The 14769-nt window shown below is 60.8% G+C and carries 12 protein-coding genes and 1 pseudogene; 6 read left to right on the top strand and 7 right to left on the bottom strand.

Annotation, left to right across the window (positions count from 1 at the left end; genetic code table 11):
- Window positions 1–6: 6 nt before the first annotated feature.
- The 3 genes and pseudogenes from BLU46_RS18705 (at window position 7) to BLU46_RS18695 (ending at window position 2052) form a co-directional block, all read left to right on the top strand.
- Window positions 7–1047 carry a threonine aldolase family protein gene (locus tag BLU46_RS18705; RefSeq protein WP_010167499.1) on the top strand — a complete coding sequence of 347 codons (1041 nt, stop codon included), beginning with the start codon at window positions 7–9 and terminating at the stop codon, window positions 1045–1047.
- Window positions 1048–1229: 182 nt separating this feature from the next.
- A complete protein-coding gene (locus tag BLU46_RS18700) occupies window positions 1230–1430 on the top strand; it encodes a hypothetical protein (protein ID WP_093204256.1) in 201 nt (66 codons plus the stop codon).
- 88 nt (window positions 1431–1518) lie between these two features.
- Window positions 1519–2052: pseudogene (locus BLU46_RS18695) on the top strand (REP-associated tyrosine transposase).
- A 113-nt stretch (window positions 2053–2165) separates the two neighbouring features.
- Here the strand turns inward: BLU46_RS18695 and gbcB are convergent.
- The gene (gene gbcB, locus BLU46_RS18690) at window positions 2166–3266 is read right to left on the bottom strand and encodes a glycine-betaine demethylase subunit GbcB (RefSeq protein ID WP_048722255.1); all 1101 of its coding nucleotides are present in this window, start codon (window positions 3264–3266) and stop codon (window positions 2166–2168) included.
- A gap of 401 nt (window positions 3267–3667) precedes the next feature.
- On the opposite strand from gbcB, the gene gbcA reads away from it, so the two are divergent.
- On the top strand, window positions 3668–4963 hold the full coding sequence (gene gbcA / locus BLU46_RS18680; protein WP_003216945.1) for a glycine-betaine demethylase subunit GbcA: 1296 nt from the start codon (window positions 3668–3670) through the stop codon (window positions 4961–4963).
- 863 nt (window positions 4964–5826) lie between these two features.
- Here gbcA and etfB read toward each other — a convergent pair.
- The 6 genes from etfB to BLU46_RS18650 all read right to left on the bottom strand — a co-directional run bounded on the left by etfB (window position 5827) and on the right by BLU46_RS18650 (window position 13588).
- A complete protein-coding gene (gene etfB, locus BLU46_RS18675; RefSeq protein WP_093204251.1) occupies window positions 5827–6597 on the bottom strand; it encodes an electron transfer flavoprotein subunit beta in 771 nt (256 codons plus the stop codon).
- A 10-nt stretch (window positions 6598–6607) separates the two neighbouring features.
- Window positions 6608–7828: an electron transfer flavoprotein subunit alpha gene (gene etfA / locus BLU46_RS18670; RefSeq protein WP_093204246.1), complete on the bottom strand. Its 1221-nt coding sequence runs from the start codon at window positions 7826–7828 to the stop codon at window positions 6608–6610.
- Window positions 7828–9768 carry a dimethylglycine demethylation protein DgcB gene (gene dgcB / locus BLU46_RS18665; RefSeq protein ID WP_093204242.1) on the bottom strand — a complete coding sequence of 647 codons (1941 nt, stop codon included), beginning with the start codon at window positions 9766–9768 and terminating at the stop codon, window positions 7828–7830. Before dgcB ends, etfA begins: the two co-directional genes overlap by 1 nt.
- A gap of 158 nt (window positions 9769–9926) precedes the next feature.
- Window positions 9927–11987 carry a dimethylglycine demethylation protein DgcA gene (dgcA, locus tag BLU46_RS18660; protein WP_063026642.1) on the bottom strand — a complete coding sequence of 687 codons (2061 nt, stop codon included), beginning with the start codon at window positions 11985–11987 and terminating at the stop codon, window positions 9927–9929.
- A 15-nt stretch (window positions 11988–12002) separates the two neighbouring features.
- Window positions 12003–12533, bottom strand: a complete 531-nt coding sequence (locus BLU46_RS18655) for a DUF5943 domain-containing protein (RefSeq protein ID WP_017476435.1) — start codon at window positions 12531–12533, stop codon at window positions 12003–12005.
- Window positions 12534–12610: 77 nt separating this feature from the next.
- Window positions 12611–13588, bottom strand: coding sequence for a dipeptidase (locus tag BLU46_RS18650; RefSeq protein ID WP_003216932.1), 978 nt, complete (start codon window positions 13586–13588; stop codon window positions 12611–12613).
- 219 nt (window positions 13589–13807) lie between these two features.
- On the opposite strand from BLU46_RS18650, the gene BLU46_RS18645 reads away from it, so the two are divergent.
- Window positions 13808–14209, top strand: a complete 402-nt coding sequence (locus BLU46_RS18645; RefSeq protein WP_063026640.1) for a lysozyme inhibitor LprI family protein — start codon at window positions 13808–13810, stop codon at window positions 14207–14209.
- A gap of 42 nt (window positions 14210–14251) precedes the next feature.
- The gene (locus BLU46_RS18640; RefSeq protein ID WP_093204237.1) at window positions 14252–14668 is read left to right on the top strand and encodes a DUF3010 family protein; all 417 of its coding nucleotides are present in this window, start codon (window positions 14252–14254) and stop codon (window positions 14666–14668) included.
- Window positions 14669–14769: the final 101 nt, after the last annotated feature.

The following is a 14769-nucleotide window of genomic DNA, read 5'->3' as shown; positions in this document are numbered from 1 at the left end:
TGGGCCATGACCGACAAGAGCCAACAATTCGCCAGCGACAACTATTCCGGCATCTGCCCGGAAGCCTGGGCCGCCATGGAACTCGCCAACCAGGGCCATCAACGCGCCTATGGCGATGATGAATGGACCCACCGCGCCGCCGACGGTTTCCGCAAACTGTTCGAAACCGACTGCGAAGTGTTCTTCGCCTTCAACGGCACCGCGGCCAACTCCCTGGCGCTGTCCTCCTTGTGCCAGAGCTACCATAGCGTGATTTGCTCGGAAACCGCCCACGTCGAAACAGACGAATGCGGCGCGCCGGAGTTTTTCTCCAACGGCTCCAAGCTGCTCACCGCCCGCACCGAAAACGGCAAGCTGACCCCGGAGTCGATCCGCGAGATCGCCCTCAAGCGTCAGGACATCCACTACCCGAAACCCCGCGTCGTGACCCTGACCCAGGCCACCGAAGTCGGCAGCGTCTACACCCCGGAAGAGATCCGCGCCATCAGCGTCACCTGCAAGGAACTGGGGCTGAACCTGCACATGGACGGCGCACGGTTCTCCAACGCCTGCGCATTCCTCGGCTGCTCGCCTGCCGACCTGACCTGGAAAGCCGGCGTCGACGTGCTGTGCTTTGGCGGCACCAAGAATGGCATGGCCGTGGGTGAGGCGATCCTGTTCTTCAACCACAAGCTGGCTGAAGACTTCGACTACCGCTGCAAACAGGCCGGGCAGCTTGCCTCAAAGATGCGCTTCCTCTCCGCCCCGTGGGTGGGCCTGCTGGAAAACGACGCCTGGCTCAAACACGCCCGCCACGCCAACCACTGCGCGCAATTGCTCAGCAGCCTGGTGGCGGATATTCCGGGGGTGGAGTTGATGTTCCCGGTGCAGGCCAACGGCGTGTTCCTGCAACTGTCGGAACCGGCGATTGCCGCGCTGACGGCCAAGGGCTGGCGCTTCTACACCTTCATTGGCAAAGGTGGCGCGCGGTTCATGTGTGCGTGGGATACCGAGGAAGAGCGCGTAAGAGAATTAGCCGCTGATATCCGGGAAGTGATGAGCGCCTGAAATAGTCATCGGGCCCTCAGATAATGGCGAAATGCCGAGACTGTTTTTTGATATTTCTGACAGCAACCAACTCCGCTTTCATTGACTAGCCTCTTGGAACCCGAAAGGAAAAGGCCGCCTTTCGGGACTAACCGCCAGCCGAACAGTCGGCCGGAAACGGAAATCCAGCAGAGGGCAATACCATGGAAGCACAACGCTACGGAAACAACCTGCTAGGCGAAGGCACTATCAGCACCACCGTCATCGACTGGGATGAATTCAGAAAATCCGCGAAAATCGGTGACACCATCAGCGAGCCGACGAGGACATTGCAGATCACTGACAAAGTCTATGAAATGACAGCATCAGGCCAGCACTTCGTCGTGCACATCTACGCCCAATAACCTCTAACTGATCGTTCCCACGCTCTGCGTGGGAATGCCTCCCCGGACGCTCCGCGTCCAGGCCACACCACGGTTCAAGGACGAATTGATGGGCAGAAGCCGCTACACCATTACCGAACCTGAAAAACCACACTTCCTGACATGCACTGTCATGGAATGGATACCGCTATTTACCCGCGACTACCTTGTCGGCCACCTGTTGAGTTGCTGGCGATATCAACAAACCCACGAAGATTTCAATCTCTACGGCTACGTCGTTCTCGAAAACCATCTGCACTTCGTCGCTCAAGCACCTGACCTGGGTAAATGTGTCAGCCAGTTCAAATCCTTCACCGCCCGAACCATCATTGACGACCTGCAGAAACGAGGAGCGGAGCGAGTGTTGCAGCGTTTGTGTTTCAGCAAACGGGCGCATAAAACGGACCGGGTTTATCAGCTATAGCAAGAGGGGTCACACGCCGAGTTGGTGTACAGCGAAGCGGTGATGCGCCAAAAGCTTGATTACATTCACCACAACCCTGTGAAGCGGGGTTATGTGGACTTGGCCGAGCACTGGCGGTATTCCAGCGCTCGCAACTATGCAGGACAGGATGGCCTGATTGAGATTCAGCGCTGGGCCTGATCGTTCCCACGCTCTGCGTGGGAATGCAGCCAGTGACGCTCCGCGTCACACAGCGGGACGCGGAGCGTCCAAAGAGGCATTCCCACGCGGAGCGTGGGAACGATCAGGCGGGGTCAGAACTCGATGCGCACATCGCCCTTCGGCACGCTGCAGCACGACAGGATGTAACCCTCGGCTTCGTCTTCCTCGGTGATCCCGCCGTTGTGGTCCATCTCGACCTCCCCGCCCAGTTTCATCACCTTGCACGTCCCGCAAATCCCCATGCCGCAGGCTTTCGGAATCAGCAGGCCAAGCTTGGCCGCCGCTGCGTGTACGGTCTCGCCCGGTGCCACGCGGATGCTCTTGCCAGAGGCAATGAATTCCACCTGGTGCAGGTCCGCCAGGTCGATTTCCGGTGCGTCCGCTGCTTGTTCGGCTTGTTCCACCGCGTCGGCCCGGGCTTCCGGTGGCGTCGCGCCGAAGGATTCCTCGTGATAACGCGTCATGTCGAAGCCGGCAGCTTCCAGCAGGCGCTTCACCGCGTTCATATAAGGCGTCGGCCCGCAGCAGAAGACTTCCCGCTCCAGGAAGTCCGGCACCATCAGTTCGAGCATCTTGTGGTTCAGGTATCCGCGATAACCGGCCCAGGGCTCACCCAGGCCGTGTTTTTCGCAAATCAGGTGCAGGCTGAAGTTATCAATCCGCGACGCCATATGCTCCAGCTCGCGGTGGTAAATGATGTCTTTCGGCGAGCGGGCGCTGTGGATAAACGTCATGTCGACATTGGCGTTGGTGTCGTAGTACCAGCGCGCCATGGACATGACCGGCGTGATCCCGACGCCACCGCTCAGATACAGGACTTTCGGGTTGCTGAAGTCGATGGCATTGAACAACCCCACCGGCCCGTGCACCGCCAGCTCCTGGCCTTCGTGCAGCGTGTCGTGCAGCCAGTTGGACACCTTGCCGCCCGGCACACGCTTGATGGTCACCGAAAAGCTGTAAGGCACCGACGGCGAACTGGAAATGGTGTACGAACGCATGATCGGCTGGCCGTCGATTTCCAGCTCCAAGGTGACGAACTGCCCGGGCTTGAAAAAGAACAGGATCGGCTGGTCGGCCATAAAGCAGAAGGTGCGCACGTCCCAGGTTTCCTGGATGACTTTGACGCAACGGACGATGTGCCGACCATTGGCCCAGGTCTGGGTAGTTACCGGATTCAGGAAGCTGTTGGACATGCTGTTCTCCACCGCCGATGGTCGGCCTTATGGTGGCGATTCTGCGTAACGCGCGAATCACCCATTTACCTATCTGCGACATTCACATACTTATCGCGACCAGCCCCCATACCACGGGGGTTGCGCGTCGGGAACAGAGTGGGCCATGTCGCTCATGGATAAGGTTCTGGCCTTTGTGGGGCCCACACTCGCTCCCAACAAAGACGCTTTCTTTACGCCTTGCTGCACCGGTGGCTGGAGTGAAGGGTTTGGGCGGGACAGGGGCGGATGCATGAAGGTCTGAGCGGCAACGCAGGATCAGAGCTTCAGGCGCCGCACCTGCCCGCCCAAACCCTCCACTCCAGCCACATAGATCAGCCACTATTCGCCGGCCACACAGAATGGCCATGAGGACACACACGATGGACGTCACCGCAACCTTAAGCTTGGGCGATCCGCTGGAACCCGCACGCAAGGCCACCGCGCAAATGCTGCAAGAGCGCGAGCGCACCTTTTCGCTGCCGCAGCCGTTTTACTCTGATGAGCGGCTGTTCGATATCGACATGCAGGAAATTTTCCAGAAAGAGTGGTTGATCGCCGGCATGACCTGCGAAATTCCCGCCAAAGGCAACTACATCACCCTGCAAGTGGGCAAGAACCCGATCATCGTGATCCGTGGCGCCGACGGCGTGGTGCATGCGTTCCATAACGTGTGCCGCCATCGCGGTTCGCGCTTGTGCACAAGCGACAAGGGCAAGGTCGCCAAGCTGGTGTGCCATTACCACCAGTGGACATACGAGCTGGACGGCCGCCTGCTGTTCGCCGGTACCGAGATGGGCGCCGATTTCGACATGAAGCAGTACGGCTTGAAGCCTGTGAACGTGAAGACCGCTGGTGGCTACATCTTTATCAGCCTGTCGGAGAATCCACCGGCCATCGACGACTTCCTGTCGACCCTGAGCCACTACATGGAACCCTACGACATGGAAAACACCAAGGTGGCGATCCAGACCACCTTGTTTGAAAAAGCCAACTGGAAGCTGGTGCTGGAAAACAACCGCGAGTGCTACCACTGCAACGCGTCGCACCCGGAACTGTTGAAAACCCTGCTGGAATGGGACGACGTCACCGACCCGCGGGCCGACCAGGCCTTCAAGGACCACGTGGCCGCTTCCGCCGCCGCCTGGGATGCCGAGAAGATCCCTTACGCCCACGCCAGCTTCGGCCTGCGTAACCGCATCGTGCGCATGCCGCTGCTCAAGGGCACCGTGTCGATGACCCTCGACGGCAAGCAAGGCTGCAACAAGCTGATGGGCCGCATCAAGAACCCGGACCTGGGCTCGATGCGCATCCTGCACCTGCCTCACTCTTGGAACCACTGCATGGGCGACCACATCATCGTGTTCACCGTGTGGCCGATCAGCGCCCAGGAAACCATGGTCACCACCAAGTGGATCGTGCACAAGGACGCTGTGGAAGGTGTGGATTACGACGTCGAGCGCATGCGTAAAGTGTGGGACGCCACCAATGACCAGGACCGTCGCCTGGCCGAAGAGAACCAGCGCGGCATCAACTCCACCGCGTACCAGCCAGGGCCGTACTCCAAGACTTATGAGTTTGGTGTGGTCAACTTCGTGGACTGGTACAGCGAGCGGATGCTGAGCAACCTGGGGGCGGCACCAGCGCCGTATCTGAAAGGTGTCGCCGTACACGAGTAACCGCCCGACACGCCGCCGGTCAAAATGTGGGAGCCGGGCTTGCCCGCGATAGCGATTTAACATTCAACCCCTCTGTTGGCTGTTACTCCGTCATCGCGGGCAAGCCCGGCTCCCACACTGGCTTGTGACTGTACAAAATTCATCCAACACCCTGACAGACCGCTGCCCGCCTTACTTCCAGCCATTGCCCAACAACTTATCCACAAAGCCACCCACAGCAATTGTGGGCAACTGCGCTCTCCCGTCGAAATAAAACCAAGAAAATCCGTGACTTATTCAAAGGTACCGGTTTTATCCCACATTGATCGTTTTTTGACCTGAAGCCTGAAAGCCACGTCCTGCGTGGGCTACAGAGGAACGCAAACACCTTATCCACAGAAGCGCCAACAGACTTTGGGGGCAACTTTGGACCATCTGTGGAAAACCGGCTTAAATCGAGGAAAATCGCGGCTTTGAGAGCAGAACTCAGCCGGAATGGCGATATTGGTTACATTTCAACCAACACACTGTAAGCCACGCGTTATATGGCCTACAGCGGATAGCGAACATCTTATCCACAGAAGCACCAACAGACTTTGGGGGCAACTCTGTACTGGGCATTTTCCTTATCCACAGAAAAAACCAAGGAAAAACCGTCAGTTAGGTTGGTTGTTTTTCGTACAGCGAGCTGGAGGGCTTGATTTGCATGGGGTGTGGACAGCCGCGAACAGGTTATCCACAGGTGGGTTAACAGGGATTGTGGGTAAAGCCACAATCGCCGCAAAACAGTGTGGGAGCGGGCTTGCTCGCGAATACGGTGGGTCAGTCAATAGATGTGCCGACTGACACGCCGCCTTCGCGAGCAAGCCCGCTCCCACATTGGATTAGCGCACCACACCTTCTTCTATGAGCAATTTAAGAATGGCGTCAGCGCCGGCCTCAGGGCTAACACCCTTGAGCACTTGCCCACCGCCGCCGCTGGCCTTGGCCGTGGCGGCCTTCATGCGGTCGGCGCCGCTCTTGGCCTTGATCACCTTGAGGCGCTTGGGTCGAGGCTTGGCCGGCTGCAGCACAGCGCCTGTGAATAACTCATCGTCCAGCACCTGCACGTCGTGGGCTTCCAGCACCCCGCGCTGAGCCGGGCCGTAGGCGCTTTGCCGTGGTTTGGGCGCGGCGTTATCCACCGTGGCCAGAAACGGCAGGCGCACCTTCAGGCGCCGCCGTTGGCCACGAGGCAAGGCTTGCAGCACATGGGCCACGCCGCCTTCGATGGATTCCACCTGGGCCAGGCCGACAATCAGCGGCCAACCCAGTTGTTCGGCCAGCAGGAACGGCAACATTCCCGAGCCTTCGCCGGTTTCCGCCTGGCTGCCGGTGAGCACCACCTGGGCGCCCGCGTCCCGCAGATAGTCGCCGAGCACCGGCAAGGCGTCCGCCCCGGCCGGTTGTTCAAGCACGTGCAACTGCGGCAAGCCCATGCCCAGGTAAGCGCGCAGGGTGGGTTCGCCGATGTCGCCGGCGTGCAGCACTTGCAGGTTATCCCCAGCCAGTTGCAGGCCCAGTTCCACAGCGCGCGCGTCTTGCTCGGCGCGACGCGGGCGGCCTGAAGTCGGGTGGGCGCCGATGGACACCAGGCTGATTACATTCGTCGTCATGGCCATTTCCTTAAGCCGCATCGCGCTTGGCGCCGTTGCGGTAGGCCTCGACCGCAAGGATCAAGGCTTGCAGAATCGCGGCGCTTTCGCCGATCACCGACAAGTCGGCACGCTTGATCATGTCGCAACCCGGGTCGAGGTTGATGGCCACCACCTTGTCGCAGGCACCAATGCCTTGCAGGTGCTGGATCGCCCCGGAAATCCCCACCGCCACGTAAACCCGCGCGGTGACCCAGGTACCGCTGGCGCCGACCTGGCGATCCCGGGCCATGAAACCGTCGTCCACCGCCACCCGCGAGGCGCCTTCTGTAGCGCCCAACGCGGCAGCAGTCTTGTGGAACAGTGCCCAGTCCTTGACCCCGTTGCCGCCCGAGAAGATGAACTCGGCTTCGGCCATGGGAATTGCCCCCGGGTCCACGGCCACCGCGCCCAAATCCTCAATGCGCGGCAAGCTGCGGGCCAGGCTTGTGGATAACTCCACCGGCAACACTTCGTGACGGGTATCGCTGACAGGCTCGGCGCATTCCGCCGCGGCCAGGATCATGCGTGGCAATGGCCGGGCCAGATCTTGCTGGCCGGCACCCGCACGGCCAATACATTCCTCGCCCTTGATCTGCCAGACCCGCGTGGCCGGGCGCTCCTTGAGGCTTGCGGCAAAGCGCCGGCCCAATTCCCCGCCACCGCTGCGACTGTCCGGCAGCAACCAGTGGCGCGGGTTGAACTGGTTATCCACAGCCCGCAGGCCGTGAACCCGTTGCTCCGGTGAATAACCGTCGAACTCATGCCCATCCAACACCAGCAGCCGATCCACACCCGCGGTGGCGAAGGCGTTTTCCTTGTGTTCGCCGAACACCACGGCCAATACCGCACCGTCGTCGCCGGCCAGCTGCCGGGCCAGACCCAGCAAGTCGCGGTCGTGGCTGCTCAGGCGGCCGCCGACCATGTCCGGCACCACGTTGATGTAGAAAGCGGGCGCCGGTACCTGATGCAGCGGCAACTGCACTTCCACCGCTGCCGTACGCTTGGCCGCGCCGCCCTGCTGGGCGCCGCTGCGGTCAATACGCTTGATGCCGTTGGGGCCGATAAAACCGACACCGTGCACGTTCTTGCGGATGACCCCATTGGGCCCCATCCAGCTGTATTGCACCGGCTGCATCGCCGCGTGCAGCGGGTGCAGGCGGTTACGGGCGATCCATTCGGCCCGTGGGTCGCGGCGGATAATGTCGCTCATCAATGCACCTCCGCAGGTTCGCGTTTCGGGGTCTTGACCGGTGCGGCGTCTTCGAGCAAAGCGTCGGCCACCAGCTCGGCGATGTCCTTGATCAACGGACGCGGCTCAACCACGCCCTCAAGCATCGCCGTGCACTGTGGACAACCCACGGCCACCAGCTCGGCGCCGGTTTCGCGGATGTCTTCCATGCGCATGTCGGGAATCCGCTGCTTGCCGGGAATGTCGGTGATCGGCGCCCCGCCACCGCCGCCGCAGCAGCGGGAACGGAAACCGGAACGTTGCATTTCCTTGACCTCGATCCCCAGCGCCCGCAGCACTTGGCGCGGAGCTTCGTACTCGCCGTTGTAGCGGCCCAGGTAGCAGGGGTCGTGATAGGTCACGCTGTTGCCTTTGTGCTGGCCCAGGTTCAGGGCGCCGGCGTCGATCAGCTCGGCCATGTAGGTGCTGTGGTGCTGCACGAGGTAGTTGCCATCGAAGGCGCCGTATTCGTTTTTCAGCACGTGGAAACTGTGGGGGTCGCAGGTGACGATGCGCTTGAAGCTGTACTTGGCCAGGGTCTGGATATTGCGCGCGGCCAGCAGCTGGAAGGTGGCTTCATCGCCCAGACGCCGGGCCACGTCACCGCTGTCGCGCTCTTCAAGGCCCAGTACGGCGAAGTCGACCTTGGCCGCTTTCAGGACTTTGACGAACGAACGCAGGGTGCGCTGGTTGCGCATGTCGAAGGCGCCGTCGCCGACCCAAAAGAGTACGTCGACGGCTTTCTTGTCGCTGAGCAAGGGCAGGTTCAAATCCGCCGCCCAGTTCATCCGCCCGCCGGGTGCAAAGCCGCCGGGGTTGTCGGTGGCGATCAGGTTTTCCAGGACTTCGGCGCCCTTGTTCGGGGTCGCGCCTTTTTCCAGGGTGAGGTGACGGCGCATGTCGACGATGGCGTCCACGTGCTCGATCATCATCGGGCACTCCTCCACGCAAGCGCGGCAGGTGGTGCAGGACCACAGGGTTTCCGCATCCACCAGGCCGTTGACGATTGGCTGGTGCGGGTTGCCACTGTGTTCGCCGATGGCTTTGCCAGGATAAGGACTGCCGGCGAACTTGGCGTCGGTGCCACCGGCCAGGCCGACCACCATGTCCTGGATGAGTTTTTTCGGGTTCAGCGGCTGGCCGGCGGCGAACGCCGGGCACGCCGCTTCGCACTTGCCGCACTGCACGCAGGCGTCGAAGCCGAGCAGTTGGTTCCAGGTGAAATCCACCGGTTTTTCCACACCCAGGGGCGCGGTTTTATCGGTGAGGTCCAGAGGCTTCAAACCGGTGGAACGGCCACCGCCGAAACGCTCGGCGCGGCGGTGCCAGGCCAGGTGCAGGGCACCGGCGAAGGCGTGTTTCATCGGGCCGCCCCAGGTCATGCCGAAGAACATCTCGGACACGCCCCACAACACGCCCAGGCTCAGCAGCGCGGCGAGCAGCCAGCCGCCGAAGTCCGCCGGCAGAATCCCGGCCACCGGCAAGGTCACCAGGAAGAAGCTCACCGAGAACGCCATCAGGCTTTTCGGCAGGCGCATCCACGGGCCTTTCGACAGGCGCGCAGGTGGATTGCGACGACGCAGGTAGACGAACGTGGCGCCGACAAACATCAGCACCGAGGCCAGCAGCAAGGCGTAGCCGAGGATGCGGTTATGCAGGCCGAAACCGTGCACCAGGATCGCCAGCAACGCCGAGAGCACAAAGCCCAGGGCGGTGGCGACGTGGGTGTTGGCGATGTATTTGTCGCGGGCGACGACGTGGTGCAGGTCGACCATGTAGCGCTTGGGCATGGCCAGCAGGCCGCCGATCAGGTCGACGTTGGAGGAGCGGCCACGGCGCCACATGTTCACCCGGCGCAGGGCGCCGAGGACGGCAAGGCCCAGGGCGGCGAAGAGCAGGATGGGAAGAAGGGTGTTCAGCATGGTGAAGCTCCCAAAGACCACACAGGTCTACTGTGAAACTGGCCCGAAATGTGGGAGCGGGCTTGCTCGCGAAGGCAGCGTGTCAGCCGATGCATCCAGTGGCTGACACACCGCTTTCGCGAGCAAGCCCGCTCCCACATTTGACCGAGTACACCTCGTCAGAAATCCTTGCACAGGCGCAGGGCGTCATAGATGGCAGCGTGGGTATTACGCTGGGCCACGCAGTCACCGATGCGGAACAGCAAGTACCCCTCGCCCGGCTCGCTCAGGCACGGCTGCGGCTTGATCGCGAACAAGGCTTCGACGTCTATCTGGCCCTTGTTACGCGAACCTTCCTTGAGCCCGTAGTAGATCTCTTCATCCGGACGCACGCCGTTCTCGACCACCACCTGATCGACCACCCGTTCCTCTTTGGCCCCGGTATATTCGTTCTCCAGCACCGCCACCAGCTTGTCGCCTTCGCGATAGACCTTTTCCAGCATCATGTCGCCGGTCATGATCACTTCCTTCGGGTACATGCTGCGGTAGTACGTCGGGAAAGACGTACCGCCGATGGCCACGCCCGGCTTGATGTCGTCGGTGACGATCTCCACCTGGCACCCCTTGTCCGCCAGGAAGTCCGCCACCGACATGCCGGTGAACTCGCAGATGGTGTCGTACACCAGCACGTTCTTGCCCGGCGCGACCTTGCCGTCAAGCACGTCCCAGCTGCTGACCACCAGGCCTTCGGCCGCGCCCCAGTGTTCGTTCTGTTCCAGGAACGGATGACCGCCCACCGCCAGCACCACCACGTCCGGACGCAGGTCCAGGATGGTGGCCGCGTCTGCCGCCACGCCCAGGCGCAGGTCAACGTTCAGGCGTGCCAGTTCCAGCTGGAACCAGCGGGTGATCCCGGCAATCTGGTCGCGCTGCGGCGCCTTGGAAGCGGTCGTGATTTGCCCGCCGATAAATTCTTTCTTCTCGAACAGCGTCACGTCGTGGCCGCGCTCAGCAGCAACCCGCGCAGCTTCCATCCCGGCAGGGCCGGCACCTACCACCACGACTTTGCGTTTCGGCCCGGTGGATTTTTCGATGATGTGCGGCACGCCCATGTATTCGCGGGAAGTGGCGGCGTTCTGGATGCACAGCACGTCCAGCCCTTGGTACTGACGGTCGATGCAATAGTTGGCGCCCACGCACTGTTTGATCTGGTCGATCTGGCCCATCTTGATCTTGGCGATCAGGTGCGGGTCGGCGATGTGGGCGCGGGTCATGCCGACCATGTCCACATAGCCGCCTTCGAGGATGCGCGTGGCCTGGTTCGGGTCCTTGATGTTCTGCGCGTGCAGCACCGGGACCTTGACCACTTCCTTGATACCGGCCGCCAAGTGCAGGAACGGCTCCGGTGGATAACTCATGTTGGGGATAACGTTGGCCAGGGTGTTGTGGGTGTCGCAGCCCGAGCCGACGACGCCGATGAAATCGAGCATGCCGGTGTCGTCGTAGTACTTGGCGATCTGCTTCATGTCCTCGTGGGACAGGCCGTCCGGATGGAACTCATCGCCGCACAGGCGCATGCCCACGCAGAAGTCGTCACCGACTTCGGCGCGCACCGCTTTCAACACTTCCAGGCCGAACTTCATGCGGCCTTCGAAGGTGCCACCCCACTCGTCGGTACGTTTGTTGACCCGTGGGCTCCAGAACTGGTCGATCATGTGCTGGTGCACGGCGGACAGTTCCACACCGTCCAGGCCACCCGCCTTGGCACGCTTGGCGGCGCTGGCGTAGTTGCCGATCACACGCCAGATCTCTTCCGGCTCGATGGTCTTGCAGGTGGCACGGTGCACCGGCTCACGCACGCCGGACGGCGACATCAGGGTCGGCCAGTTAAAGCCATCCCAACGCGAGCGACGGCCCATGTGGGTAATCTGGATCATGATCTTGGCGCCATGCTTGTGCATGGCGTCGGCCAGGTTCTGGAAGTGCGGGATGATGCGGTCGGTGGACAGGTTCACCGAACTCCACCATTCCTGGGGGCTGTCGATGGCGACCACCGAGGAACCGCCACAGATCGCCAGGCCAATGCCGCCCTTGGCTTTCTCTTCGTAGTACTTCACATAGCGGTCGGTGGTCATCCCACCGTCGGTGGCATACACCTCGGCGTGGGCGGTACTGAGCACGCGGTTGCGGATGGTCAGTTTGCCGATCTGGATCGGCGCAAACATTGCTTCGAAAGCCATGGCTGGGTCCTCGACTTACAACGGCTTGACGGTGAACAGGCCGTCGTCGTGGCCCTCTTCGGAGCCGCCGTAGACCTGTTGCGCAACGGTGCGGATCTTGCTGCCGCGGGCTTCGAGAATCTGGTCCATCGCACCGGCAAACCAGCCGGTGAACATGTAGTCGACCTTGCGCCCGACCTTGCCGTACACGTAGACGAATGCCGAGTGCTCGAGCTTGACGCTGGCCGTGCCTTTATCGAGGTCGATGTCCTGGATCTTGAACAGGCCCCAACCGCGCTGCGACAGGCGCTTCATGTAGTGCTCGAACACCGCGACGCCTTCCAGGCCGTGGCATTCAGCTTCTTTTTCACACCAGTGCCAGGCGGATTTGTAGCCGGCCTTGTAGAGGATCTCGGCGTAGGCGTCGGCGCCCAGGACTTCTTCGATCCCCATGTGGTTGTTGACGAAGAAATGGCGAGGCACGTACAGCATCGGCAGGGCGTCGGACGTCCAGACACCGGTTTCGCTGTCGACTTCGATAGGCAATTGAGGGGCGATCTTGGCCATGGAAACTTAACTCCGGAAAATTCTTTGGTAAGCCCCCCGACGCATAAGGTTGGGGGAAAAGATGCGTGAGTGGTGGCTTATTCGCCCCAAACGTCCTTCAAGACGTTGACCCAGTTTTCGCCCATGATCTTGCGCACCACGCGCTCGGGATGGCCGCGCTTGAGCAGGGTCTCGGTGAGGTTGGGGAACTCGCCCACGGTGCGGATGCCCAGCGGGTTGATGATCTTGCCGAAGCTGGTCAGGCGGCGGGCGTAGCCCTTGTCGTGGGTCAGCATTTCGAAGAAATCCTGGCCATGGCCCTGGGTGAAGTCGGTGCCGATGCCGATGGCGTCTTCGCCCACGATGTTCATGGTGTATTCGATGGCTTCGGCGTAGTCGTCGATGGTCGAGTCGATGCCCTTCGCGAGGAACGGCGCGAACATGGTCACGCCGACAAAGCCGCCGTGGTCGGCGATGAACTTCAGCTCTTCATCGGACTTGTTGCGCGGGTGCTCTTTAAGGCCCGACGGCAGGCAGTGGGAGTAGCACACCGGCTTTTTCGATTCGAGGATGACTTCTTCGGATGTCTTGGAACCCACGTGGGACAGGTCGCACATGATGCCCACGCGGTTCATCTCGGCGACGACCTCGCGACCGAAGCCCGACAGGCCGCCGTCACGCTCATAGCAGCCGGTGCCCACCAGGTTCTGGGTGTTGTAGCACATCTGCACCACGCCAACCCCGAGCTGCTTGAAGATCTCGACATAGCCGAGTTGGTCTTCAAATGCATGGGCGTTCTGGAAGCCGAAGATGATGCCGGTCTTGCCCTGTTCCTTGGCGCGACGGATATCGGCGGTGGTTTTCACCGGGATCACCAGGTCACTGTTTTCGCGAATCAGGGTCTGGCTGGCCACGATGTTGTTAATGGTGGCCTGGAACCCTTCCCAGACCGACACCGTGCAGTTGGCAGCCGTGAGGCCACCCTTGCGCATGTCTTCGAACAGGTCGCGGTTCCACTTGGCAATGATCAGCCCGTCGATAACGATGCTGTCGGCGTGCAATTCGGCTGGGCTCATCAGGCGTCCCCTTATTGGCGATTCATGCGCCGAATCGTCTGCCGGCGCTTTGGGGCCAGCATATGCCCCGGGGCAGAAGGAGCCGGGTGCAAAAACGACAAGGGAATTGCCGAAAGCGTCAATCCGCGACAAAGGCCAACATGACATCTCTGACGGGTGTCTGTTCTTTGTCTTACGCTTGAGCCAGAATTTGCCCATTAACTGATATGAGACGGCGCAATGAAATCGATTTTCCTGGCTTTGGCACTCATCGCAACCGGCGTACACGCCGCTGAAGACACCGATAACACGCCTTGCGATGGCATCGAGAACGACAAGCAAACCCTGGAATGCGCCACCTACAACAAAACCACCGCCGAGCAACTGCTCAAGGATAACTACCAGGGGCTGCTGGAACGCATGGGTTCGACCTATGGCAGCAACAAGACGCAGCTGGCAGACATTACCGCTCGTCTGAAGGATGCCCAGCAGAAGTGGGAAAAGTTACGCGACGCGGATTGCGCCGTGGATACCTTCCCGGCGGTGGCGGGAAGCAAGGATTATGCGATCCAGCAGAATGATTGCCTGGCGCGGATGAGTGATGAACGGTCGGAGTTTTTGGAGTCGATTGGGCAGGAATAAGCGACAATCCCCTCCACTCTTTACTCAGAATCAAGGCTACTCATGACAATCTGCGGCATCGAAATCAAAGGCAGTGAAGCCATTATCGCTGTCGCCTCGCTGGACGGTCAGGCATTGAGCCATGTAGCCCTGGCCACCAAGAAAATCGCCCTTGAAGACGACGATGAGGCGGCCAATGTCAAAGCGTTCGCCGCCCAGGTGAGTGCGTTTGTGCGGGAAAACGCCATCACTCGCATCGCCATCAAGAAGCGCAGCAAGAAAGGCGAATTCGCCGGTGGCCCGACCACGTTCAAGATAGAAGGCGTGTTTCAGCTGCTGGAGGGTGTTGAGGTGACGCTACTGTCGCCGCAGACCATCAATGCGCAGAACAAGAAACACGACTTCGCCCTGCCGGCGACGCTGAACAAGTATCAGCATGAGGCCTTCAAAGCCGCGTGTTCGGCATTGATGAAGAAATAAGCCACACCACATATCTAATGTGGGAGCCGGCTTGCCTGCGATAGCAGTGTATCAGCCAGTACATCTGGCACTGAAAGACCGCTATCGCAGGCAAGCCAGCT

Origin of the sequence: Pseudomonas yamanorum, from assembly GCF_900105735.1 — a bacterium.
GTDB lineage: Bacteria > Pseudomonadota > Gammaproteobacteria > Pseudomonadales > Pseudomonadaceae > Aquipseudomonas > Aquipseudomonas yamanorum.
The sequence above is the reverse complement of the archived record's forward strand: the minus strand, read 5'-3'. Positions and strand labels throughout refer to the sequence as shown.